The sequence below is a fragment of the Paenibacillus sp. J22P218 genome (assembly GCF_056269195.1).
In genome coordinates, this window is the sequence record NZ_JBWDNL010000004.1 from 272,874 (window position 1) to 297,592 (window position 24,719).

General features: G+C 51.9%; 24 protein-coding genes. 9 read left to right on the forward strand and 15 right to left on the reverse strand.

The annotated features are described in order from the left end of the window. Nucleotides 1–232: 232 nt before the first annotated feature. Nucleotides 233–1,261 carry a GGDEF domain-containing protein gene (locus AC0YN0_RS19345; protein WP_475822712.1) on the forward strand — a complete coding sequence of 343 codons (1,029 nt, stop codon included), beginning with the start codon at nt 233–235 and terminating at the stop codon, nt 1,259–1,261. Nucleotides 1,262–1,265: 4 nt separating this feature from the next. Here the strand turns inward: AC0YN0_RS19345 and AC0YN0_RS19350 are convergent, their stop codons facing one another. The 3 genes from AC0YN0_RS19350 to AC0YN0_RS19360 all read right to left on the reverse strand — a co-directional run bounded on the left by AC0YN0_RS19350 (nt 1,266) and on the right by AC0YN0_RS19360 (nt 3,895). Continuing rightward, complete coding sequence (locus tag AC0YN0_RS19350; protein WP_475822713.1) at nt 1,266–2,642, reverse strand: protein kinase domain-containing protein; 1,377 nt, start codon at nt 2,640–2,642, stop codon at nt 1,266–1,268. A gap of 93 nt (nt 2,643–2,735) precedes the next feature. Next, nucleotides 2,736–3,617, reverse strand: a complete 882-nt coding sequence (locus tag AC0YN0_RS19355) for a PP2C family protein-serine/threonine phosphatase (RefSeq protein ID WP_475822714.1) — start codon at nt 3,615–3,617, stop codon at nt 2,736–2,738. Beyond that, complete coding sequence (locus AC0YN0_RS19360; RefSeq protein ID WP_475822715.1) at nt 3,608–3,895, reverse strand: hypothetical protein; 288 nt, start codon at nt 3,893–3,895, stop codon at nt 3,608–3,610. The genes AC0YN0_RS19355 and AC0YN0_RS19360 overlap by 10 nt, the downstream gene beginning before the upstream one ends. 281 nt (nt 3,896–4,176) lie before the next feature. On the opposite strand from AC0YN0_RS19360, the gene AC0YN0_RS19365 reads away from it, so the two are divergent. The 3 genes from AC0YN0_RS19365 to AC0YN0_RS19375 all read left to right on the forward strand — a co-directional run bounded on the left by AC0YN0_RS19365 (nt 4,177) and on the right by AC0YN0_RS19375 (nt 6,404). Then, on the forward strand, nt 4,177–4,431 hold the full coding sequence (locus AC0YN0_RS19365) for a ribbon-helix-helix domain-containing protein (protein WP_475822716.1): 255 nt from the start codon (nt 4,177–4,179) through the stop codon (nt 4,429–4,431). Nucleotides 4,432–4,436: 5 nt separating this feature from the next. After that, on the forward strand, nt 4,437–5,576 hold the full coding sequence (gene dnaN, locus AC0YN0_RS19370) for a DNA polymerase III subunit beta (protein ID WP_475822717.1): 1,140 nt from the start codon (nt 4,437–4,439) through the stop codon (nt 5,574–5,576). Nucleotides 5,577–5,666: 90 nt separating this feature from the next. Beyond that, entirely contained in the window at nt 5,667–6,404 is a 738-nt protein-coding gene (locus AC0YN0_RS19375; protein ID WP_442050133.1) for a Bax inhibitor-1/YccA family protein, read from the forward strand. A 542-nt stretch (nt 6,405–6,946) separates the two neighbouring features. On the opposite strand, the gene AC0YN0_RS19380 is transcribed toward AC0YN0_RS19375, so the two are convergent. The 3 genes from AC0YN0_RS19380 to AC0YN0_RS19390 all read right to left on the reverse strand — a co-directional run bounded on the left by AC0YN0_RS19380 (nt 6,947) and on the right by AC0YN0_RS19390 (nt 10,140). Continuing rightward, nucleotides 6,947–8,272: an ABC transporter substrate-binding protein gene (locus tag AC0YN0_RS19380; protein ID WP_475822718.1), complete on the reverse strand. Its 1,326-nt coding sequence runs from the start codon at nt 8,270–8,272 to the stop codon at nt 6,947–6,949. 138 nt (nt 8,273–8,410) lie between these two features. Next, entirely contained in the window at nt 8,411–9,244 is an 834-nt protein-coding gene (locus tag AC0YN0_RS19385; protein ID WP_337100822.1) for a carbohydrate ABC transporter permease, read from the reverse strand. After that, nucleotides 9,244–10,140, reverse strand: a complete 897-nt coding sequence (locus tag AC0YN0_RS19390; protein ID WP_475822719.1) for a carbohydrate ABC transporter permease — start codon at nt 10,138–10,140, stop codon at nt 9,244–9,246. The genes AC0YN0_RS19385 and AC0YN0_RS19390 overlap by 1 nt, the downstream gene beginning before the upstream one ends. A 240-nt stretch (nt 10,141–10,380) precedes the next feature. Between AC0YN0_RS19390 and AC0YN0_RS19395 the strand changes: the two genes are divergently transcribed. Both AC0YN0_RS19395 and AC0YN0_RS19400 read left to right on the forward strand, forming a co-directional pair. Then, a complete protein-coding gene (locus tag AC0YN0_RS19395; protein ID WP_475822720.1) occupies nt 10,381–12,261 on the forward strand; it encodes a cache domain-containing sensor histidine kinase in 1,881 nt (626 codons plus the stop codon). Between the two features lie 3 nt (nt 12,262–12,264). Then, nucleotides 12,265–13,908, forward strand: a complete 1,644-nt coding sequence (locus AC0YN0_RS19400) for a response regulator (protein ID WP_475822721.1) — start codon at nt 12,265–12,267, stop codon at nt 13,906–13,908. 102 nt (nt 13,909–14,010) lie between these two features. Here AC0YN0_RS19400 and AC0YN0_RS19405 read toward each other — a convergent pair whose 3' ends face one another. From AC0YN0_RS19405 to AC0YN0_RS19415, 3 genes are all read right to left on the reverse strand, one after another. Next, nucleotides 14,011–14,241, reverse strand: a complete 231-nt coding sequence (locus tag AC0YN0_RS19405; RefSeq protein ID WP_337100818.1) for a cold-shock protein — start codon at nt 14,239–14,241, stop codon at nt 14,011–14,013. Between the two features lie 174 nt (nt 14,242–14,415). Beyond that, entirely contained in the window at nt 14,416–15,051 is a 636-nt protein-coding gene (locus tag AC0YN0_RS19410; RefSeq protein ID WP_475822722.1) for a hypothetical protein, read from the reverse strand. 91 nt (nt 15,052–15,142) lie between these two features. Then, nucleotides 15,143–15,598, reverse strand: coding sequence for a DUF2269 family protein (locus AC0YN0_RS19415; protein ID WP_442049415.1), 456 nt, complete (start codon nt 15,596–15,598; stop codon nt 15,143–15,145). Nucleotides 15,599–15,782: 184 nt separating this feature from the next. Between AC0YN0_RS19415 and AC0YN0_RS19420 the strand changes: the two genes are divergently transcribed. Then, nucleotides 15,783–15,914 carry a DUF4023 family protein gene (locus tag AC0YN0_RS19420; protein WP_337100816.1) on the forward strand — a complete coding sequence of 44 codons (132 nt, stop codon included), beginning with the start codon at nt 15,783–15,785 and terminating at the stop codon, nt 15,912–15,914. A gap of 58 nt (nt 15,915–15,972) precedes the next feature. Here the strand turns inward: AC0YN0_RS19420 and AC0YN0_RS19425 are convergent, their stop codons facing one another. Beyond that, nucleotides 15,973–17,286: an SMI1/KNR4 family protein gene (locus AC0YN0_RS19425; RefSeq protein WP_475822723.1), complete on the reverse strand. Its 1,314-nt coding sequence runs from the start codon at nt 17,284–17,286 to the stop codon at nt 15,973–15,975. A 142-nt stretch (nt 17,287–17,428) separates the two neighbouring features. Between AC0YN0_RS19425 and AC0YN0_RS19430 the strand changes: the two genes are divergently transcribed. Both AC0YN0_RS19430 and AC0YN0_RS19435 read left to right on the forward strand, forming a co-directional pair. After that, nucleotides 17,429–18,379 (forward strand): DUF4261 domain-containing protein, encoded by a 951-nt coding sequence (locus tag AC0YN0_RS19430; RefSeq protein ID WP_475822724.1) that lies wholly within the window; start codon nt 17,429–17,431, stop codon nt 18,377–18,379. Between the two features lie 46 nt (nt 18,380–18,425). Beyond that, a complete protein-coding gene (locus AC0YN0_RS19435; protein ID WP_475822725.1) occupies nt 18,426–19,604 on the forward strand; it encodes a DUF4272 domain-containing protein in 1,179 nt (392 codons plus the stop codon). 106 nt (nt 19,605–19,710) lie between these two features. Here AC0YN0_RS19435 and AC0YN0_RS19440 read toward each other — a convergent pair whose 3' ends face one another. The 5 genes from AC0YN0_RS19440 to ggt form a co-directional block, all read right to left on the reverse strand. Further along, nucleotides 19,711–20,037 carry a hypothetical protein gene (locus AC0YN0_RS19440; protein ID WP_475822726.1) on the reverse strand — a complete coding sequence of 109 codons (327 nt, stop codon included), beginning with the start codon at nt 20,035–20,037 and terminating at the stop codon, nt 19,711–19,713. Nucleotides 20,038–20,061: 24 nt separating this feature from the next. Beyond that, the gene (locus AC0YN0_RS19445) at nt 20,062–20,760 is read right to left on the reverse strand and encodes a pirin family protein (protein ID WP_475822727.1); all 699 of its coding nucleotides are present in this window, start codon (nt 20,758–20,760) and stop codon (nt 20,062–20,064) included. A gap of 98 nt (nt 20,761–20,858) precedes the next feature. Beyond that, nucleotides 20,859–21,719 (reverse strand): fumarylacetoacetate hydrolase family protein, encoded by an 861-nt coding sequence (locus AC0YN0_RS19450; protein WP_475822728.1) that lies wholly within the window; start codon nt 21,717–21,719, stop codon nt 20,859–20,861. Further along, on the reverse strand, nt 21,716–22,993 hold the full coding sequence (locus AC0YN0_RS19455; protein WP_475822729.1) for an amidase: 1,278 nt from the start codon (nt 22,991–22,993) through the stop codon (nt 21,716–21,718). The genes AC0YN0_RS19450 and AC0YN0_RS19455 overlap by 4 nt, the downstream gene beginning before the upstream one ends. A gap of 24 nt (nt 22,994–23,017) precedes the next feature. Continuing rightward, a complete protein-coding gene (gene ggt / locus AC0YN0_RS19460) occupies nt 23,018–24,604 on the reverse strand; it encodes a gamma-glutamyltransferase (RefSeq protein ID WP_475822730.1) in 1,587 nt (528 codons plus the stop codon). Nucleotides 24,605–24,719 lie beyond the last annotated feature (115 nt).

Sequence of the window (24,719 nt, forward strand, 5' to 3'; positions counted from 1 at the left end):
GTCATAGATTTCCCCGAATCGGCGTTATTCTAACCAATTTACTTTTGAAGGGAAAACTGTCGAATAATAAAGGAATCGCTGCCTGCTCCGTAGAACATTGCAGGTACGATATCGATAGCGGTCTTTCATTATTTCACCCTTTAGAAATGAGGATGTTATGTCTCTGCCCATCTACCGAACCATGCGTACTCCACAAAAATGGAATCGCGGAATATTAAACTTATTTTGGGCCATGTCTACGATTATTCTTGGCTCGATGCTCCTTATCCATTATGTGTTGTCACCGCATGTTCCTTTCTTAACGCCGGTGAACTATCTGTTTAACGGCATGCTCGTACCTAACGCGATTTTTCTGCTGCTCGTGCTTGCGCTGGAAATTGTCTACCGCAGATGGCCGAACGGAATGGAGCTTGCGACGGTCATTTCATCCATATTAACCTCGCACTCGTACTTCTACTTTATCCATGACAGCTACGATACTTTACCTATCATTCTTATATTCCCGCTGCTTATCTCGATGATGTATTTCAAGAAACGTTATTTGATCATAACGTTAGCGATGTGCCTGATGGCCATGGCAGCCCTCTATGTTCAACCCGGCCGTTATGTGAGGGAAGAGGATCTCGTAGAGATTATTATAGTCGGAGGTATCCTATTCTGCGCGGCAATGACGGGGCTTGGCGTTATCCATCGCAGCCATGCGCTCGTGGAAAAGCTTGATCAGTCGATGCAATCCGAACAGGAGCTGCTCGTCCAAACGATTGTGATGGAGAGAATGACGAAGATCGATCCCCTAACCGGACTGCATAATCACAAGTCGTTTCATGAATATTTTGCGCAGTTGCTTGAACAATATAATCGAAGTCCGTTTCCGCTTCAGCTTGCGATACTCGACATCGACAATTTCAAGCAAGTCAATGACACATACGGGCACTGGGTCGGAGATATTGCGCTCAAGCAGGTTGCCGCTTGCATCTCCAAGCACATTACCGCCAATGCCTTCGCTGCCAGATATGGCGGTGAGGAATTTGTCGTGCTGTTATGCGAGACGAGTGAGGCGGAAGCGTACGCTTCCATTGAACGCCTTCGCAAATCGATTGCGTTAAACCCTGTTCCTGAGCTGAATCGGCGCCCCGTCACCGTAAGTGTCGGCCTGCATGCCGTTGCGCCGGGCGAGACGAAAGCCTACTGTTTTCAACAAGCCGACCATGCCTTGTACGAATCCAAAAATAACGGCAAAAACCGAACGACCGTGCAATAGCTTTCTACTCCGGACCAAGGCTCTCGATGAGCGTTACCGTTTCTCCTCTCTCCAGCTTCGTACCTGCGAGCGGGTACTGATCAACTATCATTCCTAACGCAATGGACTCGCTATAACGATATTCTACTTTGTAAGCCATGTTCCAGGTCCTAAGGTCTCTAACGGCAGAGTCGCTGCTATGTCCAATATAAGCAGGCACGCGGAATCCCCGATTCAGCACGAGAAGGGAGAACACGATAACGATAATAAGGAGCAGGCCCCCGCCTCCAGCGAAACGCATCCACTTCGGAACGGCGCGGCGACGAGCAAGCGAGGCGCGCACCTGCTGCTTCTTAGATCGAGAAGGCTGTGGAAGCGAACGCGGGGGCTGAGGCAGCTTTGAATGAGGCGACTTCTTTGAAGGAGATACGTTTCTTTCTTTTTTGCCCGCTTCAAGCGCAGCTTGAAACGATTGCAGCGATTGGAAGCGATCGGAGGCGTGTACGGAAAGTGCCTTCATCAGCACCGCTTCCTCATGAGGATGAATGACCGCGTGAAGCCGCAAAGGCGGGACAAGCGATTCCTGATCCAGCCTATCCAGCGATTCAGGCGGAATCCGACCTGTGATTGCCCGATATAAAGTTGCCGCTACCGCATACAGATCGGTCCACGGACCTTGCTTTCCTTTCGTTCGGTATTGCTCCTCCGGCGCGTAGCCCGGCTTTAAGACGACCGATAAGCTATGCTCGCCAGCCACTTGCCTGGCAGCCCCGAAGTCAAGCAGCTTTACTTGGCCGTTCGTTGTTATATAAATGTTTTCCGGGCTAATATCCCGATGCAGCATGTGATGCGCATGCAGCTCCTGCAGCACATCCATGATCGGGCGCATAATGCCAAGCGCGATAACAAACGGCACGCGTCCGCCCTGCATTTTCAGAAACTCCTTGAAGGTCTGCCCTTCCAAATAATACATGACCAAATACGCTGTTCCATTTTCCTTGAAAAAGTCACGCACCGTCACTACGCCGGGATGCGGTCCTAACTTGAACACCCGCCTGGCTTCTTCTAGAAACTGATCGAGCCCATACGCATAACGTTGCTGCGCTTCCCCCGAATAGACGTTAATAAGCGGCTGATTGTGACTTCTCGTCGCCAGCTCGCGAGGCAAATATTCCTTAACCGCCAGCTTCGTCTCGAGACTGAGATCCCAAGCCAAATACGTAATGCCGAAGCCGCCTTGCCCCAGCACCTTGCCGATCAAGTAACGGCCGTTCAGAATCGTACCCGGCATCAAATGCCACGGAGCGCTTGGCAGCGTTCCCCCCGCATAACCGCAGGAAGGACATACTGCCGCCCGGTCCGTCCGTTCCATGCACCCTAAGCAAATGCGATCATCTCTCATCCCTATGCCCGCCTTTTTTAGTTGCCAAGTCATGTAGAAGCGTCGAAAGGCCGATATGTACCGATACCGTATAAGAGTGAAACGATAATCTTTCTATATTTTCAAAATAGCGACGGTTGCATTATCCTGATACGGACGTTCCTCTTCGATTATCTGCTGCACCATATATTCCGCTGCCAGCTGAGGCGGAAGCTTCGCCGCTTCACTCATCAGCAGCTCCGTCAGCCCGTCATAGAAGCCGTCGCTGCATAACAAGATCCAATCCTTCGGCTGCAGGTGAAATGGCGTCCAATTACGATCAAGCTCCCGCAGCTCCGGGATACCGAGGTAACTCGTCAGCAGCATCCGCTCCGGATGCGTATCCGCTTCTTCACGGGTCATAAGACCGGCTTTGGCGAGCTCATCCAGCTGCTTCGCATAGATATGGTCCTGCGTAAGTGCCCGTAACGCACCTTCGCGGTACAGGTATATTCGGCTATCCCCCGCCGAAGTCCAATACAGCCGGTCTTCCGACACAACAACCGCAATAAGCGTCGTGCCTACGCCCCATTCAAGCCCATGCTCTATCGCCAGCCCGTAGACATCACGGTTAGCCGCGTGAATCGCCCGCTCCAGCGCTTGCGGAATGCTCTCATCATCCGCTTTCCGCCTATAAGCTTGAAGCATCGATTGCACAGCCAGTTGACCCGCCTCGCCTCCCATTGCAAGACCGCCCATGCCGTCGGCGAGTACGGCCAGTACGCCGCGTCTCTGAATCGCCTCTCTGTCGTGAAGCTCGGAGAAGCAGTAGGAATCCTGCTGCTCCTCCCGTTCTCCGATATGCTGAGCAATTCCCGAAGCAATCTGCACTGGCACAACATCACGTTCGGACTCAGCCTGCGCTTCATCAATATGCGGCTGGCTGCCGGATAGCAGCCCCACAATAAGAATCATAAATACTAGGCTGCATCCGATCATCATCCACATCACAACCATGAAATCACCCTGAACAATAAGGAAATCGCGCCTATGCCAAGTCCGATAAGCGAAGTGAAGATTCCAACTCTCGCTAAGCCTGGTCGCTGTGAATCGATGCCTTTGAAGCCGAGCAACAGTCCAATGACTCCGCACGCGATGCTTAGCAGCCACGTCCACCAAAATAGGATGCTGCATATGCCGAGTATCATCGATGCAAGGGCATGGCCGTTCAATTGGCGGTAACCTCTCGGTTTACCCGGCCGATACGGATTGTAATACGGGTAACGATTGCTCATGCGCCCACCCTCTCCGGCCACTATTATACTCATCCATATGGATAGGACTTTCGTTTTATGCCAACCGCCGGGCAACGGCCAAAAAGGCTTGCCGAAGCGGAAGTTGTCCCTTTTCAGCAACCTTTTTATCCATGAACACGACTTCATTAGATGGTGCGAAAAAGTGCTTATCGCCAGCCTGCATTGTAAATATTGCCAACCGCAACTCGGCATGGTAAAGTTAAGTTAATGAGTATTTGAAATAGGTTACCTTAATCAAATATAGCGAGGAGCTTAATCCCATGCCCGCGAAAAAAATAAAGCTCGGCATTCCCGAGCACGAAGGACAGCTATCGATCATGTTCTCGCAAGGCGGGCCTCGTACCGGCGCCGGCCGCAAAGGCATTGGCGAAACGAGAAAAATATCGTTAACGCTGCCTTCGTCAACTTGGGAGCAAATCGAGTCCCAATGCGAGAAGGACGGACGTTCACGATCGGAAGTGATACGAAACATGATTGAAGCTTACTTGTCCGATCAGCAAACGGGAGAACGGTGAGCGCGATGCGAGTTGAAATTGCGAGACACGACCTCCATCACGCCTTGCAGCATGTCGCGGCAGCACTGCCTGCAAGACCTGTCCAACCCATTCTCGCAGGCATTAAGCTGCAGGCCGATATGCGCCAGTTAACGGTGACCTGCACCAAACTAACGATGACACTGCAATATCAATTACCCTCGTCCTCCGATTCGCTTGCGGTTGCGCAAGCAGGAAGTACCGTCGTTCCCGCCCGTTACTTCATCGATATTGTCCGCAACTTGCCAGAAGGCATCGTTTCGCTCGAGTTAATCGAGAATACAATCTTGCACATCCAAGCCGGCCAATCCAACTACAGGCTCGCAACGATGAATGCCGATGAATTCCCGGATACCTTGCATGGCGTAGCGCGCTCATCTTTCCTTATTAACAACGGAGAGCTGCGAGGTATGGTGAAGCAAGTCGCTTTCGCCGCCTCTGCATCGGAAGCGCGTCCTGTCCTTACCGGCGTGTCCATGTCCGTACTCGAGGACGGCCGTAAGCTGAAGCTGCTGGCAACGGACGGCGTTCGGCTCGCATCCCGCTCCTCGCGACTTCACGCAGATGACAGCGGCAGCTTGCCTACAGCTATCGTCATTGAAGCTAAGCATCTGCTCGATTATTCGAAAATGCTCACCGACAACGCCGTTGACACGCAGATCAGCTTCAGCGAACACGGTGTGCAGTTCGCCACAAGCAGCTTCAGCATGCAGACGTCGCTTATTCCAGGCCAATTCCCGCCGACCGACAAGCTGCTGCCGTCCGCTTTCTCTACAGCTACAGCGCTCAAGCTGAATACCGCCCCTTTTGCTGAAGCGGTCGGACGAGTATCGCTGTTGGCTGGCAATATGCACATCATCGGACTCCGTATTAGAGAAGAGGATGCGGAATTGTTCGCCGCTTCGCCCGACATCGGCGATGTGACGGAAGCTGTGACGGTTGCGGAGAGGTCGGGGGAAGCGATTACGGTATTTTTTAACGGGAAATATATGAAAGATATGGTTGATGCTATTGAGAGCGAGCATATATACTTACGCCTGACAGGAAGAGAGAAACCGATCATTATTGAAACTACGCAAGGGCATGATACGTATTACATTCTTACTCCGATCCGAAGCGCCTATTGATCCCGCAGCGAAAGAAATAGTCATTGCTAGTGGATGAGCATCATAGGATGTGATAGAATCGGGACAAAATGATGATGAGGTGAATTACCCATGTTAGGAAGAAGCGGTAATCCGACATTAAGAGATCATACGTTTGATCGGCACGGCAATTCGTTGAATGACGCGATGACGATCAACGGAACGGTCAATAAAGCGTTCATTACGCTCGCATTAATGCTAGGCGGCGCGTTCTCGACTTGGAACATGTATTTCAACGGCCAGAACGTCATGGGCTATATGATCGGCGGCGTTATTATCGGTCTTGTGATGGCGCTTATCATAAGCTTCGTGCCGAGAACAGCGCCGTACTTAGTACCGGTCTACGCCATAGCAGAAGGACTTTTCCTCGGCGCATTATCGGCTAATTACGAATCGCTGTACAACGGCATAACGATGCAGGCAGCACTGCTGACGATGTGTGTATTCGTAGCGTTGCTCCTCGCATACAAGACAAGACTTATTAAAGCAACGGAAAACTTCAAGCTTGGCGTATTCGCCGCTACAGCAGGCGTGGCCCTTCTTTACTTGGTAAGCTTCGTGCTCGGAATGTTCGGCATCAGCGTACCTTTCCTGCACAGCAACGGCCTGATCGGCATCGGCATCTCGCTCGTTATCGTCGTCATCGCAGCGCTCAATCTCGTGCTGGACTTCGACTTCATCGAGAACGGCGCACAGCGCGGCGCTCCGAAGTACATGGAATGGTACGGCGCGTTCGGCCTCATGGTCACTCTCGTATGGCTCTACATCGAGATGCTCCGTCTGCTCTCCAAAATCTTCAGCCGCGACTAATCGCGGTCGCTGCATAGAAGTAAACAGAGAAGAAGCCATCCCCGCGCGGGATGGCTTCTTCTCTGTTAGACGTGTTTACATCGGTAACCTGACTGCTGCGATTTGAGAAATAACTGGAATTCCTCCTGTTAATTTGGACGGCATTACGCCATCGCGATCAATAACGGGACTATTTCCAGCTATTTCGACATCAGGCCTGAACCGACCTGGATTGGATTAAGATGGATAATCCGTCTTATTTCCATTCAAAAGAGCGATATTCAATGAATAGGATGAATTACTAAGCTTATCCTACTCATTCTATAACAAATGACAATTCCTTTAGACGATTCCAAGTTTATAAGATGGGAATTTCATCCTATTCATTATATAGCGGTTGATTTGGAGTCAGTAGGATGGAATTTCCGTCTTAACCTCTACTTCTCCGCTTCCGCTCCGCACGCAACAGCATGCTGCCTCAATTAACTATCCCAACGTGCACAAGAAAAGCTCCGACCGCGCAGCCTAAGCTGTGTGATCGGAGCTTTCCGTCTTACTCGCTATTATTTCTTCACGATATCCTGTACTGCTTTGTCAAGCTTCGAGAGCAGCTCGTCGCCCGAGATTTGCTTGCCGAGGTACTCCTGCATCGCCGCGCCCCATTGTTGCGTTACGCCGTCCGGGAAGCGGTCCCAGTTCCAGCTTTTCACTTGTGCAGGGTTGGCATTGGCGAATAGCGCGAAGTCGCCGCCGATGCTGCCGATTGCTTCAGGGTTAGGCTCGATCGAAGATAGTGCAGGTACGAATTTGAAGTCTGTTGCGATATATTTTTTGCCTGTTTCCGATGTAACCATCCAGTTCAGGAACGCTTTTGCTTCTTCCACGTTAGCGGATTTGCTGTTCACGATCCAGTTGTTCGGAACGCCTGTGAATACGTTTGGCGTATCAAGAAGAGGTACAGGCATCATACCTAGGTTCATGCCTGGCGTTACTTCGTCGATCATGCCTTGAATCCAGTTGCCGTGTTGGATCATCGCATACTTGCCAGCCGCGAATTCAGCAACTTGCGTGTTGTAATCCGTCGTAAGAGCGTTCTTTTGTCCGTTCGCGAACATAATGTCTACGAAGCGTACCCATTGCTTCATCGTAGCGTCGTCTTTCAATGTTTTCGTGCCGGCTTTCACTTCTTCGATGAAGGCAGCAGGGTCAGCTTGGTTAGCAAGCGCGATGTTCAGCGTGTGGATACCCATCGACCACCACTCGTTCGTCAAAGCAAACGGCGTAATGCCTGCGTCTTGCAGCTTCTTCGCAGCAGCTTCCAGCTCGTCAAGCGTCTTAGGAAGCTCCGTGATGCCAGCTTTGGCGAACAAGTCTTTGTTGTACGTGAAGCCGTAAGCTTCAAGGTTCATCGGCATGCCAAGCAGCTTGCCGTCACGCGAGATTTGAGCTTTCGAAGCTTCTACAAGATCCTTCGCCCATGCCTCGTTGCTAAGATCAGTAGCACGATCCACGTAAGGATCGAAGCCTGCCCAACCGCTGGAGTTGAAGATTTCCGGTTCTTCGCCAGCCGCCAGCTCGGCTTTCAGCAATGCGCTGTAGTCCTCGCCGCCGCCATGCGTCTCTACGTCAACTTTAACGCCTGTCTCTTTCTCGTATTCCTCTGCCATCTTGTTAAGCGCTTCCGCAATTTCGACTTTGAATTGGAAGATCTTAATCGTTACGTCCTTCTTAGGCGCCTCTGTTTGTGCAGCCTCCGTAGGTTTGTCCGTTGCTTTCGTACCGCCGTTATTTGCCCCTTTGTTATTGCCGTTATTGCTGTTGTTGCCCCCGCACGCAGCCAGCACGATCACCATAACCGCGACGAGCATAAGGAAAGATAATTTCTTCATCTTACATGACCTCCCGCAACTTTATTATTTAACAATTAAAGCCTTTTCTTGTTTACATCGTCATTATAGTTGTGCAACAAACTTGCACAACACCGAAATTATTGAACAACTAGGTGTAATATTTTGATTATTTACGCATTACCCTTTGACAGAACCCGCTGTTATGCCTTCGATAATGTGTTTTTGCAGGAAAAGGAAGAAAGCAATGACAGGGAGCGTGCTAAGCGTCAGCGCCGCCATCGCCAAATCCCATTTGCGCAAGTATTGGCCAAAAAACTTCTGTACGGCGAGCGGAATCGTCGTCATATTATCGTTAATGACTAGCATCGGCAATAAGTAATCATTCCAAATCCATAGTACGTTCAAAATAATAACGGTAACCGAGATCGGCTTCAAGAGCGGGAACACGATTCTCCAGAAAACGCCGTACGGGGAGCAGCCGTCCATGACCGCAGCCTCTTCGATCTCCAGCGGCACCGACTTAACAAAGCCGTGATACAGAAACATCGAGAGTGATATACCGAAGCCCATGTAGCAAATAACGATCCCGTGAAAATGTCCTCGAAGCTCCAGCCACGACGTAACGCGCATAAGCGGCAGCATGACCGATTGGAAAGGTATGATCATGGCGGCGATCAATGCTGTAAGCAACAGCTTGTTGAATGTCGTCGGCCTGCGTACGAGCCGGTAAGCCATCATCGAGCTGATGACGACCAGCGTAAGCACGCTGACCGAAGTTACAAGGAATGAATTCATGAATACGCGCGGGAATTCTACAGCTTCCCAGGCTCTCTGAAAGTTGATGAAGCTAATGCTCTCCGGCAAGGATGAAGCATTGAGAAGAATATCGCCCAGCTTCTTGAACGAGTTGACGATCAAGAAGTAGAACGGAGCAATGAACAATAATGCGAGTAGAATACCGATAATCTCTGTAACGAACAGGAGCGGCGTATATTTTTGTCTTGTTTCCATCAGGCTTCCACCTCCTGCTTCTTCGTAATCCACACTTGCGTAACCGTGATGAGCGCGACGCCGAGGAAGAAGATCATCGCCTTCGCCGTCCCAAGTCCGTATCTGCTATAGCCGAGCGCTTCGCGGTAAATATTCAGCGCGATCGATTCCGTTGCGTTGCCCGGTCCGCCCGAAGTGAGCGACAAGTTCAGATCGAACATTTTGAACGCGTTCGACGTCGTGAGGAACAAGCAGATCGTAATCGCGGGCATAATAAGCGGGACTGTCACCGAACGAAGCATCTGCCACATGCCTGCGCCGTCGATCTTCGCAGCCTCGATCAAATCCTTCGGCACGCCGATCATCGCGGCGATGTAGATAATCATCATATAACCGGCCGTCTGCCAGACGAACACGATAACGATGCCCCAGAAGGCCGTATTCGGTGTTCCGAGCCATTGCAGATTGAAGAATCCGATACCTGTCGCCTCGCCGATCGCGGCAAAGCCCCTTACAAAAATAAAATACCAGATGTAGCCGAGCAGCAATCCGCCGATGACATTCGGCAGGAAGAAGATCGTCCGCAGCACATTGCGGCTCTTCAGGTTGCGGCTAAGCATGAGAGCCAGCAAGAAGGCAGTCAGGTTCGTAATAAGCACTCCGGCAATCGTGAACTTGAGCGTGAACAGGAACGCGTCCCAGAACCTCTCGTCATCGGTGAAAATTTTCGTCAGATTACGCATGCCGGTCCATTTGGCGTCGCCTATATTAATGCCGTCCCATTCGGTAAACATATAATAAAAACCCATAACAAACGGCGCGAGCACAATCAGAATGAAAGCAATGAGGCCTGGACCGACGAATACGGTCTGCTGCGCCCATTCGCTCCATCTTTTTCGAGTGAATCCTTTGGACATCGCGATCTAGTCCCCTTTCTCTATCTTCGTGTCACCTGTGTAGGCCGTGGGATCAAACAAGCTTATGCCTTCCCCACATCCAAAGTATAAAACCATGCTCCCTATGCGGACTACCGAGGATGATGATAACGTTGGTGGAATATATTGACCATCCTTGGCTCAATCGGTTACTGTGTATCCACAAGGCGAAACGGCTGTCGCCGTGAGCAACGAGCGCCTATCAGCGGGAGGAATAGCGACTTGAAACCTGGAAAACCGTTCAACACGATACGAAATAAGCTCATGCTGCTTCTGCTGGCGGCTACCATTTTACCTATCGCAACGTCCATGATTATTTCCTATAACGCCACGACGGGCTCGATTACGGAAGAAGCGATTTCCAAAAACAAGCAGTTGCTCTCTCTAGGGAAAACGAACATTATGAACTACATGAGCAACATCAACCAGAAGTCGCTGGCCGTATACAACTCCATGAATGTGCCTCGCTCGTTGTATTATATTTTGGAGCGCAGCCTGGAGGACGAGGTATTTCCGAACGACTTGACGGATGTCATTAACAACCGCAACCTGCTCAAGGATCATCTGTACAGCATCTACCAAAGCGTAAGCGAATTCAATAAAGTTCGGCTCTATGTCGTCAAGCAAAACGCGACTTATTTGCTCTGGAACGACGACATCAGAGTCGGCGAAAATGACAAGGACACACTGGCTGAGACGGTCAAAAAGGCAACCATCGAAGCCACTCACCAAAGCCATAATTACGGACTTAACGTCAAGTCCGGCGCTAATGACGAGATGGTTTTTACGCTGCACCGCCCGATCTTCCGCGCGCCGAGCGAGGAGCTGCTTGCCGAGCTGTCCATCGACGTGCGCCTGACGGTGCTCGAGGACCTGAACCGCCAGCTGTACGACAGCGGCAAAGAGGATTTCTATATCGTGGATATGAAAGGGCAGATCGTTCTCGCCTCCAACCAAGAAGAGATCGGCGGCAAGATCGACCATGCTTGGATGGACAGCGTCTATAGTTCCAGTGAGGACAGCGGACATTTCGACTGGACGGAGCAATCGTTCGAAGGAATGATTTTTTACGATCGGATCAAAACACCGTACATGGACTGGTACCTCGTCAAGCAGACGCCATACAGCCATCTGTACAGCGCCGCCGACCGCGTCGCGCGAATCAACATTTGGGTTGGCGCCGCTTTTCTAGCCATCGTCGTTATCGCCACACTATTCATTTCGATTACGTTCACGAAGCCGCTCCTGCGGCTGATCGGATATGTGAACAAGATCGAGACCGGCAATCTGAACGTCTCGATCGACATTCAAAGCAATGACGAAATCGGTCTGCTCGCCCGCCGCTTCCGCTCGATGATGCAGACGATCAACAACTTGATTTTGGCGGAATATCGGCTGGAGCTCGCCAACAAGACGAACCAGCTCAAGGCGCTGCAGGCGCAGGTTAATCCGCATTTTCTGTATAACGCGCTGCAATCCATTGGGACGGTCTCGCTTCAGCACGGCGACCACAAAGCCTACTCCCTCATTACTTCGCTTGGCAAAATGATGCGATACCACATGAATACGATGGATTCGGTCGTCGAGCTTAACCGCGAGCTGCAATATGCGCAAGCTTATCTCGATCTGCAGAAGCAGCGGTTCGATACAGCGCTTGGCATTCAGCTTCAGATCGATAACGCCACGCGCCGTATACTCGTCCCGAAGATGATTCTTCAGCCGCTGCTCGAGAATTTCTTCAAGCACGGCTTCGCGGGAGCGGATTCGCCGAGCGAGCTGACAATCGCAAGCTGGCTGAACGAGGATAGCAGCCAGTTAACCATTCGCGTGCTGGACAACGGCATCGGCATATCGGATGAACGGCTCGCCGAACTGCGATATGAGCTGGATAAGCCGCTTTCTCATGGAATGCTGCAATCGCAAGCTCCGACATCGCAGGAATCCGCTTCCGCATCGTCCCAGGACGCTGGCGGCATCGGGCTTCAGAACGTGCTGTCAAGGCTGCGGCTGCACTTCCATCCGTCCGCGGCTATCGAGGTGGAGCAGGTTCGACCGCATGGCTTTTCCGTTACGATTCACATTCCGCTGGGCGAAGGAGAATGAGCCATGAAGGCTTTGATCATCGATGATGAGAAACATGTAAGAGAAGCGATACGGCTCCTTGTCCCTTGGGATACATTCCAGATCGATACGCTGTTGGAAGCCCAAGACGGGCAAAACGCAATTGAACTGATCGAGAAGGAGAAGCCGGAGATCATCTTCACCGATATGATGATGCCGAATATGGACGGCACGAAGCTGCTGGAATGGGCCGCGAAACATGCTCCGTCCAGCAAAATCATCGTCATTAGCGGCCATGACGACTTCAGCTTCGTCCGTACGACGGTGAAATACGGCGGCATCGACTATATCCTGAAGCCGATCGATGCCGAGCAGTTAACGTCCGCGCTCGCGACGGCGATTGAAAGTTGGAAACGCGAGGAGAAGGAGCGCAGCCGCAGCCTCCATATGAACATGGAGCTGAATCAACTCAAGCCGATCTTTTTGGAGCAATATTTCTCAACATTAATCAGCGAGCCCGGCAATCACCCGGCATTTGCCGAGACGATGGAGCAGGAGCTTGGCCTTACGCTGCCGATGCCGCATACGCGCATCGCGGTTGTCAGTCTTGAGCTGTCTCCTCCGGCTGTCAGAGCCAAGTTCGCCGCCGGGCTGGATCTGCTTTTCTTCGCGCTGACGAATATATGCAATGAATTTCTTCGCGACAAAGGGCTCGGCTACGCGTTCCGTTATCGCGGAAATGAGATGGAGATGGCGCTGCTGCTATGGGGTGAAGCGAAGAATGCGCCTGAGCTGTTGGGCGAGATTAACGAGGCTATCTTCAAAGCGCTTAAGACGCGTTTCGTCTTCGGCATCGGATTGCCGAACGCTTTTCCAAACGATGCAGCTGCATCCTATCAGCAAGCGAAGCTCGCTTTGCAGCGGCGCAACCTGCTCGGCAGCGGCTCGGATCTTCACTTCTACGAGCCAAGCACGGCCCATGCCGCTAAGAACCCGCTGCTTATGTGGAGCGAGCATGAGGAGCGAATTCGCTTCGCCGTCCAGAGCGGACAGCAGGAGCAGATCCGCCGCGCCATGCAGCCGTGGTTCGATGCGCTCGATCAGAGCGGGTATGTTTCACTGGAGCAGCTAGGCCAGTGGCGTCAACAATTCGAGCTGGCCAAATCCATGTGGGAAACGCATGATGACGGGGCGACAGCCGAGAAGAATGCAGGCATGCGCACAAGCAACGCTTACCCATTACCGGTAACTCAGCTTGGCCAATTCGATTATGAACAATGGAAGCACTCTGTATTCGATGAAGCTTGCCAGTCTGCGAAGCGCATCGCCGAACGGGACAAGGAAAGCGGCGTTATTTACGACATTGCCAAATACATCGAGCAGCATGTGCATTCGGATATTACGCTGCAAGAGATCGCAAGCCGTTTCTTCTTGAGCAGGGAGTATATTTCGCGGAAGTTCAAGCAGGAGATGAACGAGAACATTTCGGACTTCATCGCCAAATGCCGCATTAAGCGGGCGAAGGAGCTGCTCGCGAACGGACAGCTTCGCATCACGCAGATCGCCGAGCAGGTTGGCTTCCAAGACGAGAAATATTTCAGCAAGGTGTTCAAGAAATGGACAGACTGCTCTCCGAACGATTACCGCAAGCGGCATTACGGCGATGACGGCGGTGGCGGAGGAAAGTAAACGACGGGGATCGAGAAAATAAAAAAGGAGATCGAAGCAGACGGCGCTGATGCCCGCTGCTTGATCTCCAGCCTTTAATTTAATCACGACAATCACTAAACACTACGTAATTGCCGTTCCTTTTTTCAACGATTTCATGTCGGCGTTCGTGTTGACTAGCGTAGGCAGCATCTTCATGCCGCTTACCATCGGTGCGTGGCAGAATGTGCAATTTGGAACGTGGTCAAACGCAAAGTTATCCCGCATCCAACTGTTGCAGCCCTCCGTCTCGCAAGTCCAAACCTTCGTGTTTTCCTCCGGCACTTCTTCGGCCGGTTTTTTACGATTATACATAGTCAGCCTCCTCCGCACAAAAAAGGAAAAACTGCCTCTATCGCGCACGCTTAGGGGCAGTTATCGTTTATGTACATCTGTAGTATTTGTAATTGGGTTTCATGTCTGACGACTAATCATATCGTACCATATTGACCAAGCAAAGGCAAATGATTACCAGCTCTTCAGCTCATATTATTCGCTTCCATAATATGCAAACAGCGTCTCGATCGGTTTAAAATACAGATGTCCATCCTCCCACGGCTGAAAATGCAAGTCCATTCGCGAATCGCCCCAATTGCTTGGCGTACCTGTCGTACCGAGCTTGCCCGGCAGCTCAGGCTGCTCCACTACCGCGGGAAATTCCTGATAACCGAACAATAGGTTCTCGTGAATAGCGATTATTTCATATTTCGGTCCATGGAAAGCTTGTTCCTCTTGCAGCTGGTAGTGGTAATAAATATAGCTGGCAGCCATCTCCGGCTTCAAGTGCGCGACGCGCCCCACGCGGCGTTCAACCGCTTCCTTGCGCAGCCAGTGTTCCCGGCTTGCCGGCGCGTTAAAGTGAAACACATCGATCATCGGAATCCACTTTCGCTTGATCGCTTGACCCGGCCAATCCTCCAGCAAATCCATCGCCTCCGGCATAAGAACATCCGCCTCTAGAGGCTCATTCATGCATTCCGCGTAAACGAACAAATGATTTCCCCATCTGAATGCCGCACCCGTCATAAGCTGACCGCTGCGAACGAGCTGCAGCATCGTCTCGCCACAGGTTTCTTCTATGATTGCATCTCGCTTCAATTGCGCCCTCGCGATTACTCTATACATCGTCTGCCCAAGCCCCTTCCGCCTATTTCCATCTATTTATGCCAAAAAACCTGCCCTCGGGCAGGTTCGACTATGCACTGCTATTATAAACCTAAAATGTCGGCTGGAATACCATTAAAAGTATGAGCACGAAGGCGCTGGCATGAGCAATCCCTTCCAAACGCGACGATTTTCTGCCGATAACCGCATATTCCGAAGGCAAATCCTCTCCAGAGGTTTGTTCCAGCAAATCGATTTGCGCTTTCATCGTTTTCGGTAAAAATCCGATGACGACGATTTGCGTACCCAGATATACGACTATTGAGGCAATGAACCAAAACTGACTGAATAATGCCGTTTCTAAAATTCCCATCACAAGCCCGGTAATCAAAAGCGTAATACTGCCGACCTTCGGCATAATCTCGAGCTTCTTCAGCAGTTGCAGCGTATACTTCGCCTGCGTCACCGTCTTGGCGGATTTGGCGATGATCGGGAACGAAAAAGCCGCTCCAAGCCCCATCACTGCCCCAATAATGTGAATGAACAGCACTACAACATACACATCCATACTAACACCCCTATCGAAGAGTTTATTAATGAGCCTGATGGACTAATATGATGTAGTTCTTACGGCACAAAATAATAATAAGGGAGAGTTCACATCTCGCGCAATTATAATTATTTTTTGGATAAGATAAGCATGCGGATTGTGCAAGATACCTGTAAGAGGTAAAGACGAGGAGGTGACAAGGATGGAAAGCACGAAGGAGTTTGTAGATAAGGTGCATGATACACAGCGCAAGGCTGAACGAAATAAGCGGCGCAACGGCCAAGGCTCGCCAGCCAACAATCTTGGCAACAAGCAGCACAGCACGAATAAATAACTTCAGCAAATAACTAGCCGGAACGTTTCTGCGTTCCGGCTTCTTTTTTCATGCCAGCTTATCGCCATTCAGCCGCAAAATGCGAGAGAACCAGATCGACCCGCTCTTTTTCCTTTCGAAGCACCGATTGTCGTTTAACCATTTCCAATAAATTTATCAGTAATGCAGCATCAGGCTCTCCGCTCGGAGAAGCTTTTCCCCTGATCATTAGCCCTAAACCGGAAACAGCCGTATGTCGCTGCACATCGTTCCCTGCAAGCCATTGCCTAACATCGCTCCATTCGGGCTCAGATACCGCGAACAAGCTGTCCCAGCCATCGATCGGGAATGAAACATGCTTCTCCATCCAAGTAAGAGCGGCGCGATTGCGAAAAAACCTCAACGCTCCGTTTGCCGTAAAGCCGCTTATTTTACGACCCTCATCCGTACGTTCCAGCTCGCCGCACACCAAATGCAGCCCCTCAGCTAATGGCAAACATGCGGCGGTCAAGTAGTGGAGCGGCTCTCCAACCAATGAATACGAATGCGAGGCATCACGCCATAAAGACCGCACCCAATCGGTCGCAACCGGACCTACCGTACCGGCAAGCAGCACGCACCACTCTTTTTTGCGGAGCGATTCGGACTCACTTTCCAACCTTTGCTGCCATTCACGAAGCACGATAGCCGAGTCGTATGTGTCGAATGCTTCCTTAACCCGCTCATCTTCAAGACCATGCATGGAAGCATATAAAACAAGCTTATCTAAATTCGATGCAGCATCCGCCAGTGTCGTCGACAGATATTGCTCGATCCACTCTGTCCATCCGAGTGCCGCCTCTCCATGCAGATCAAGTCCCTGACCGTCGCAGTAAGACTCGTATTCACAGCACTCCGCTCCTATACAGCTGAGTGCGGTTACACGCTCGATGTATTCCTGAAAAGAAGGCGCCAGCAAAATAAATTCGTCCGTCTCATGATTCCAGCCTACTACGGCAGGATCTTCCGGATCCTTCTCCCTGTCGAATAGCACGTAATCCCCGTTGTGCGCGCAATAGAAAGCCAAATACCGACCTCCAGCCACATCCAAATCGCCGCCGAAATCCGGCCATTCCATATCATCTAAGCTCCACCCGAAATCGCCCGAAGACGAGAACCGCACAATCGTCCAATCCGGCAGCCACCACGTCACGTTTACTTCGCGGGAACCCTCCCGCAATATTTCGCGCACCGCTTGCGGCAACGCTATTCCGATTCGTCGCTCCGCTTCCAGCAACTCCTCTTCTTCGGCAGGAGGCTTGATGGCAAGCGGCCGGACCCGGGCTCCTCTCCGCCCCAACCTCTCCAGCAGATTTACCCACTGCTCCGCCCATGTTGCGAATCTTTCCTTCATCCCCCTCACTCCTTTCACTTCAACGTAAATTGTTTGTGCATCGATAATCGGACGTTCAAAACTTTAGGCCTCTCCAAACTATAAAATGTTTTGTCGATATATGGAAGGTAAACATTCAACCATTCGAAGAGGAGGTAGAGTTATGCCAAAAGGTTTTTTCACACAGGGAGTAGCTATCCTACTTTCACGCTCCGTATCCATCCGCAGCATTGAAGCTGCACTGAATGAAAGATTTAGTACCGATCATATAAAAGAAAATGCCGAGCAATGGGTCTTCAGCGGACCAAGCCTGCTTATTCGGCATCGTCCCGAAGTAAACGGCGTCATTACAGTCGATATTGTCGATCGCCGTTGGCCCGATGATATGGGAGACCCTGCAGTAGATGCGACATTGTTCGGTGCTTGGACGATGGGCTTCTTCGGCCCTTATACCTATCCAGGAAATTTAGAGCGTTCCGCTCAGCAAGCATGGGGTTACCCCGAAGGGAGACAAGCCGTCGAAGATCATACCGCATTCATACGCATACGATCCACCTATACCTATGGGGCAGCAAACGATGATACCCCTGTCTTGCCCGCCGATTACGACGCTTTTGCGGAGCTAATGGAGGTAACCGCCATTGCGCAAGCTTTGCTTCGCTTGCCTGAAGCGCTCTGCTATTTCAACCCGAACGGAGAATGCCTCGCTTCCGACGCACGGATAGAAGAGCTATTCGAGCGCTTTGAGCAGTCTCAGCTTCCTCCGCTTGAGCTCTGGTCTAACGTTCGCCTCTTCAACCTCCCGCAGGAAGAAAATTGGCTGTTGATGGATACGGTAGGCATGCTCCAACTGGACGCGGACGATCACGAAGCGGTGTTTAACCGCCGCTCCCATGATCCGAACGAGGTCGCCAACTTTCTGCGGAACGTGTCCGATTACGTGTACAAGAACGGTCCCGTCATCCAAGACGGCGATACGATTAACGGTCCCGGCGGCATGGACTGGCAAGCCTTTTCGCTCGAGGAAGGATTGGGCAATCCGCCTAGAAGCGTACTGCGATGGTTCCCTCTCGATGGGAACGAACTGCCGCCCGGACTAGATCCGAACAACTAACGAATGCCTATTATTTTGACTAACTAGAGAAAGAGTGGAGAGTTCAATGAAAAACTGTGCGATCTACAGCTCTAATTTCGACCTTAATCAAGTCTTGGACCTCATCAAAGCGCTCTATCCGAAAGACAGTATCCAAGTGACCGAAGACGGCACGAACATTCAAGTGACCCGCAAAAAATGGTTCGCTAAAACCGTTAACCGCTTTACCATCATGACCAGCCGTACCCAGCCCGACGAGTTTGCAAAAATGATTAACGGAATGGGAAATTTCTTCGCGCAGCTGCAGGCTAAAAACAGCCTCGTCCACGAAAAGCTGTTGATCAAAATATCGACACTCAACATGGTCATCGGCATCGAGACGGAGGAGGACATCTCCGACGCGTTTTATAAAGAATTGCTCTCGATTGCGGAGCGGTTGGACGGCCCCGTATTTTGGGGAAGCCGACAGCTGCTTCATTGGGACGGAAAGCTTCTGATGGATCTGGACGGCAACTCGGAGGTGAATGATTTCAAAGTAACAGCCCATACCAGTCACTTGCACGGCGATCTGAAAGAGATGGAAACGGCGCTTAGTCGCAAAGTGCGGTCAGAGAGGATCTTAACGGAACGCGGCATTCCGTTCAACAAGAACTTGCCTGCGGCGCTGCCGAACGAAGGCGCATGTATTCAGAGCGTAGATGATATTACAAAACGCGCCGTTGCCTTATGCATCGTGGCGTTGAAGGGCGAGTGTGTCGGCAGCGGCGAGAGCGAGGAGGATACAGATGAGGTTGTCGAACGGGTTACGGCTCTGTATGGCGCATCCGGTTTTTTCTCGCCCCTTGAACAAGCTTTTATTCGTAACCGCAGCCCCAAGATAGACGAAGCCGCTCCTTTCTCATGGCGTTACGAGGGCTATCTTGTGCTGCTATGGGCGCTAGGCTTTATCCATGAGCTGGACGAGCCTACCGGCGTATGCGACGTTGGGGCAGCCGTTTCTATTTTGAAGCGATATGACAGCTTTGAAGCATTCAAATCGAGTGCCCGGTTGCGAAGCGTGAATGAAATATTGGACGCAGCGGACCTCATTTACCGTTATAACTGGGTGTGCGTGGACAGCAGGATTAACGATCGCCGAACGCCCGGGGATTTGGATAACGGCGTCGTGTACGAGAGGCATTACGCGCTGAATTGGCTCATTCGATACAAGGACCGGCCATGGGACGAGATTAAAACCGATACGTAATCCACCATCATTACATGGCGGGTACAACGATTATAAGCTCGGCATATTAAAATGAAAGCCCGGATATGCATTGCGCATGTCCGGGCTTCTTTCGCTTTCAACACGGTTAAACGGAATATTCGTGCGGATAGTACTCGATCCGGGATTGAGCCTTAATGGTCAGCAGCCCTTGCTCAATGCCATATTCAACCGGTGCACTGCCGACGTAATACCAAGTCTTCAATGTCGGCTTGTCATCATACTCGTAGAAAATAAACACGTTAAGCTCTTCTTTAAGCTTTAGAATCTCTTCGATCGTCTCGCTCCAAGACACCTCTATTTCGATCTGCCATCCGTCTCCATCTTGGTTCAACGAGAAGCCTACATCCTGCTTGCCCGAATCGATAAGCATCCGACCGCTAACCGCATGCTTTACCAGCAGCGTTTGTCTCACCTATTTCCTCTCCCTTCGGGGACGTTATGGAAGATCGATCAGCATGAAGAAAACATCTTCCTCAGCCGTAAGCGTCAGTTCACTCTCGTGCTCGATCTCCGCCGTATCCATTGCCGTCATAGATTGGCCTAGCGCGGCCAGCTTGCCCTCTATGACATATATAAACAGGTTGCGCCCTTCGCCAGCCTCATAATGAATCGATTGATTGCGATCCAGCTTGCTCAGGTAGATCGTCATACGTTGCGCAATCGACGCCGTTTGCCCAGGCAGCTCATCCGAAACAACGGGCAGCAAAGCATTATGCAGCTTAGCCGTGTCGAAGCTCTTCGCCTCGTAGGATGGCGCTGCCCCTCGTTTCTGCGGCATGAACCACAGCTGAAGCAGCCTGAGCTCCTCGTCGGAGCTATCGTTGAATTCGGTATGAATAACGCCGGTGCCAGCCGACATGCGCTGTACTTCGCCGAACGAGCTTACGACGCGATTGCCCAAGTTGTCCTCGTGGCGGATGCGGCCGCTCAGTACGATCGATACAATCTCCATATCGCTGTGGGGATGCGCGCCGAAGCCTCGTCCTGGAGCTATATAATCGTCGTTGCATACACGCATCACGCTAAAGCCTGCTCGACTCTTGTCTTGATAACCTCCGAATGAATAAGCTGGATAGCTTCGCAGCCAGCCGAGATCCGCAATATGCCGTTCAGATGCAGGAAATAGGTTTATCATCGTTTCTCCTCCAAACTGAATTTATTAACTTACTTATTTATAGCAGTTTTTGCGATCTCGATCAAGCGAAAATAAAAGGCAGCCAAGCCGCAGCAGTCTTACTCGCGGACTGAGTTACACAGCGGTTCAAAGCCGTCTATGCGGCATTCAACAATATCGCCGTCACGAATAACGACCGCGCCAGGCGTCCCGGTCATAATAATATCGCCCGGAAGCAATGTCATGACCTTCGAGTGAAAGGCTACGGCAAAGTTTGGACGGAATTTCATATGGAACAGCTTGTTGCGATGGACAACCTCGCCGTTCAGGGCCGTTTCGACATGAACTTGCAGCAGCTCGGGCAGCTCTTCCTTCGTTACGAGCGTCGAGCCGAGACCAAAGAACGTATCGAAGCTTTTCGCCCGGGTGAGAAAACGCTGGTTACGCGCATGAATATCGGCTGCCGTCACATCAATTGTTGCAACATATCCCGCGATGACGTCGTCGCAGTCCTCCTCGGTTATGTTTTTGCAAGCTTTGCCGATCACGACGGCAAGCTCCGCTTCTGCGGTAATCGTACCTGCTCCCTGCGGGATGCGAATGGCGTCAAAGGGACCAATCAGTGTCGTATCCGGCTTCATGAAGCTAACCGGCTCATCATTAGGGTCGGCAGCCGCAAGCTCCTCTTCATTCTTCACATAGTTCATTCCGATCCCCCATATTTTGCGAGGATTGCGGTAGAGCGGGGCGTATTCCGCTTCGGTATAAGGAAGCGCAGGCAAGCCTGCCAACCTCTCCTTGCCGCCGGCTTCATACCAGTGCGTTATCGCATCAAGCTCGCCGCAAGAAATGATATCGAACAGCTCCGTATGCCAGGAACGTCCTGCAGCCTTATTAATCGTATCGATCAGAACAAGTCCCGCATCGCTATTCAGCGCCGCGACCTCTTTTTCGCCAAGCTTCAACGTAGTTATTCTCATCGCGTTCTCCCACTCTCTTCTTGTGATTGAATACTGTCGTCAGCAGCATTCGCAAGCCATTCCAGCAAGCGGATATCCTGATTTCTCCCCGCCATGAACGACAGTCCAATCGGCAAGCCGTCCTTGCCGGCAATCGGAATCGTCACTTGAGGAAGGCCGCTAAGGCCCGCAACGCAGCACAACTCGAATGTCCGCATGCGGACCCGCTCGACCTCTTCGCCGGACTGGCCGAGCAGCGGAGCCGTCGCAGGAACAGTCGGCATGACGAGTACACCGTCCTCCCCAAGCAGCGACTCCATCCGCGCTCTCGCGCGCTGCTGAATGAGCGACGCCTTAATGGCATGCTCCTCTCGGAGCGAGCTTGCCCACGCGAACCGCTCAGCTATGCCCGGACCGAAAGTTGGCTTCTCGCTCGTTATCCATTCGCGATGCGACTGCCATATTTCCATGCCTTGCAGCGCCCGGAAGGCACTCGTCCATTCCCCGATTCCCTCGGGGGCCGCAACAATCAGTTGATGTTCGCTTCCTATTATGTCGGTCAAGCCTTTAATGTAAGCCCGAAGCGTTTCCTGCAGCGAGTGCTCAGGAATATCCCACAGATCGGTTGCGACAAGCAGCCGCTTGAAAGGTGCGTATTGCTGCTCTGCCCCTCCATTGCTGCTGTCGCTCCTTCGATCAAGAAGCACCCGCCCGACGTCCAGCAGCGTCTGCGCGTCGCGCGTCATCCAGCCGATCGTGTCGAAGCTCGGCGCAAGCGGAATAAGCCCTGTCACATCGACTGCGCCGTGTGTAGGGCGTATGCCATATATACCGCAATACGCGGAAGGAACGCGAATCGAACCGCCCGTATCCGTACCGATCGCGAAGTCGGCAAGCCCAGCCGACACCGCAACGGCCGAACCGCTTGAAGAGCCTCCGGGAATACGTCCCTTCGCCTTTGGATTCATCGGCGTGCCATAGTGATAGTTCTCACCATTAATGCTGTACATCAGCTCATCGGTTATCGTTGTCCCCTGCAGATGCGCCCCTGCGGCAAGAAGCTCGCTTACGGCCGACGCGTATCCCGTTGCAGGCGCATGCGTCCGCAGCCAATCAGGATTGCCCGCGCCAGACGTATGCCCCTTAATATCGAAAACATCCTTAACCGCGAACGTCTTCCCGGTCAATACGCCGCTCCCGGAAGGAGGGACGTCGATAGACGCGTTCGCATAGGCGTTCCAGCGCTCTATGAGACGCAGACGCTCACCCTCCTGTTCGTGCTGGTTCTGGCTCATTGTCTGTATCCTCCCTCTCGTCTTCTAGTGGTCCAAGCCCATTGCAGCGCCGTCGCAGCGCGGATCCGTGCCGCCTTGCAGCATACCGCTCTCATCGCGCTTAATCGCATGGGCATGACCCATTATGCCGTCGAAATCTTTCATTTTACGTACGATATGACCTGCTTGGGATAAGGAAGAGAGCACCGCTTCGGATACACGGCCCTCCATCTTCAGCTCCTGCGTCGGCTCGCCCCAAGTACGTCCCCATACCCAGCGCGGCTCGTCAATCGCCTGCTGCGGATCCATCCCGTAATCGACTATCCGCGTAAAAATCGCCGTTTGCGTCTGCGGTTGCCCCTCTCCGCCTTGCGTCCCGTACAGGATGGAGGGCTTGCCGTCCTTGCAAGCCATAGCCGGCATAAGCGTATGGAACGTTCTTTTGCCCGGCTCAAGCCGGTTCACGTGACTGGCGTCGAGCGAGAAGAACGAGCCGCGATTTTGGAGCAGCACACCTGTTTCGCCCGCAACGACAGCCGAGCCGAATTCGAAATACAGACTCTGAATGAATGATACGGCATTGCCGTCTCCATCAACGACCGCGGCATATGCCGTATCGCTGCCAATCGACTTCGTCTGCAAGCCGGACGCTTGCTCCATGTCGATAGAAGCGGCCAGCTGCGCGGCATACTCCTTGCTAAGCAGCCTATCCAGCGGCACTTCCGTGAAGGCTGGATCGGACAAGTACCCATTGCGATCCTGGAAGCTTAGCTTGAGCGCCTCTATACAAAGCTGATAGTACTCATGCGAGCCGTGCTCGATCGCTTGCAGATCGAATTGCTCTAGAATATGAAGGGCCATAATTCCCGTGAAGCCTTGTGAATTCGGAGGCATCTGATAGAGGTCATATCCTCTATAAGAGCCCTTCACAGGCTCAACCCAATCACCCTGATGCGCTTCAAAATCCTCACGCGTCAGCAATCCGCCGTTCCGCTGCATATAGTCGGCAATTTCCTTCGCCGTCTCGCCTTTATAGAACTCATCGCGCCCGAACTCGGCAAGTCGCTGTAGCGTCTTCGCCATATTCGTCTGCTTGAACGTCTCACCCGGCTGCACCGCGCAGCCATCAGGCAAATAAATATCCGCCGTCTCCAGCGTCTGCGCGAGGATGGCTTCGCATTTCAAAGTATTTTCATATTGATCATTAGACATCGGAAACCCGTTCTGCGCATATTCAATCGCCGGAGCAAGCACCTGCGCCCATTCAAGCGCGCCATACTTCTCATGCACCGCGAACCAGCCGTCCACCATCCCCGGTACGGTAACGATGCTCCTCATGCCGCGAGTCGGAATCGACTGTTCGCCTTCGTAGGCGGCTCTTGTTGCCAGGCGCCCCGACCTTCCGCTGGCGTTATATCCCCGAACGACATCCTCTTCATGATGGTGCATCAGCCAAAAGGAATCCCCTCCAAGGCTCGTCATATGCGGGTACACAACAGCGAGACAAGCGCTGACGGCAACGGCGGCATCGTAGGCATTGCCTCCTTGCTCCAACATGCGAATGCCGGCGGCGGTCGCCAAATAATGAGGACTGACAACCATAGCCTTCGTACCGGTTGCAGATTGATTCATCGCGATCACTCCTATATGTTAGATAACCTAACTCAAATCTATGATTAAAAAATACCACGCCTATCATTGATAGGCAACTAAAATGTAATCGTTTTTGCAATATTGTATTGAAAAC

Excerpts from the sequence above, each read along its gene's own strand:
- AC0YN0_RS19375 (WP_442050133.1), top strand. The coding sequence starts at position 5,667 with ATGTTAGGAAGAAGCGGTAATCCGACATTAAGAGATCATACGTTTGAT.
- AC0YN0_RS19380 (WP_475822718.1), bottom strand. The coding sequence starts at position 8,272 with ATGAAGAAATTATCTTTCCTTATGCTCGTCGCGGTTATGGTGATCGTG.
- AC0YN0_RS19435 (WP_475822725.1), top strand. The coding sequence starts at position 18,426 with ATGAAAAACTGTGCGATCTACAGCTCTAATTTCGACCTTAATCAAGTC.
- AC0YN0_RS19410 (WP_475822722.1), bottom strand. The coding sequence starts at position 15,051 with ATGTATAGAGTAATCGCGAGGGCGCAATTGAAGCGAGATGCAATCATA.
- AC0YN0_RS19390 (WP_475822719.1), bottom strand. The coding sequence starts at position 10,140 with ATGTCCAAAGGATTCACTCGAAAAAGATGGAGCGAATGGGCGCAGCAG.
- AC0YN0_RS19420 (WP_337100816.1), top strand. The coding sequence starts at position 15,783 with ATGGAAAGCACGAAGGAGTTTGTAGATAAGGTGCATGATACACAGCGC.
- AC0YN0_RS19415 (WP_442049415.1), bottom strand. The coding sequence starts at position 15,598 with ATGGATGTGTATGTTGTAGTGCTGTTCATTCACATTATTGGGGCAGTG.
- AC0YN0_RS19400 (WP_475822721.1), top strand. The coding sequence starts at position 12,265 with ATGAAGGCTTTGATCATCGATGATGAGAAACATGTAAGAGAAGCGATA.
- AC0YN0_RS19455 (WP_475822729.1), bottom strand. The coding sequence starts at position 22,993 with ATGAGCCAGAACCAGCACGAACAGGAGGGTGAGCGTCTGCGTCTCATA.
- AC0YN0_RS19430 (WP_475822724.1), top strand. The coding sequence starts at position 17,429 with ATGCCAAAAGGTTTTTTCACACAGGGAGTAGCTATCCTACTTTCACGC.
- ggt (WP_475822730.1), bottom strand. The coding sequence starts at position 24,604 with ATGAATCAATCTGCAACCGGTACGAAGGCTATGGTTGTCAGTCCTCAT.
- AC0YN0_RS19355 (WP_475822714.1), bottom strand. The coding sequence starts at position 3,617 with ATGGTTGTGATGTGGATGATGATCGGATGCAGCCTAGTATTTATGATT.
- AC0YN0_RS19425 (WP_475822723.1), bottom strand. The coding sequence starts at position 17,286 with ATGAAGGAAAGATTCGCAACATGGGCGGAGCAGTGGGTAAATCTGCTG.
- AC0YN0_RS19345 (WP_475822712.1), top strand. The coding sequence starts at position 233 with ATGTCTACGATTATTCTTGGCTCGATGCTCCTTATCCATTATGTGTTG.
- AC0YN0_RS19450 (WP_475822728.1), bottom strand. The coding sequence starts at position 21,719 with ATGAGAATAACTACGTTGAAGCTTGGCGAAAAAGAGGTCGCGGCGCTG.
- AC0YN0_RS19360 (WP_475822715.1), bottom strand. The coding sequence starts at position 3,895 with ATGAGCAATCGTTACCCGTATTACAATCCGTATCGGCCGGGTAAACCG.
- AC0YN0_RS19350 (WP_475822713.1), bottom strand. The coding sequence starts at position 2,642 with ATGAGAGATGATCGCATTTGCTTAGGGTGCATGGAACGGACGGACCGG.
- AC0YN0_RS19445 (WP_475822727.1), bottom strand. The coding sequence starts at position 20,760 with ATGATAAACCTATTTCCTGCATCTGAACGGCATATTGCGGATCTCGGC.
- AC0YN0_RS19405 (WP_337100818.1), bottom strand. The coding sequence starts at position 14,241 with ATGTATAATCGTAAAAAACCGGCCGAAGAAGTGCCGGAGGAAAACACG.
- AC0YN0_RS19385 (WP_337100822.1), bottom strand. The coding sequence starts at position 9,244 with ATGGAAACAAGACAAAAATATACGCCGCTCCTGTTCGTTACAGAGATT.
- dnaN (WP_475822717.1), top strand. The coding sequence starts at position 4,437 with ATGCGAGTTGAAATTGCGAGACACGACCTCCATCACGCCTTGCAGCAT.
- AC0YN0_RS19365 (WP_475822716.1), top strand. The coding sequence starts at position 4,177 with ATGCCCGCGAAAAAAATAAAGCTCGGCATTCCCGAGCACGAAGGACAG.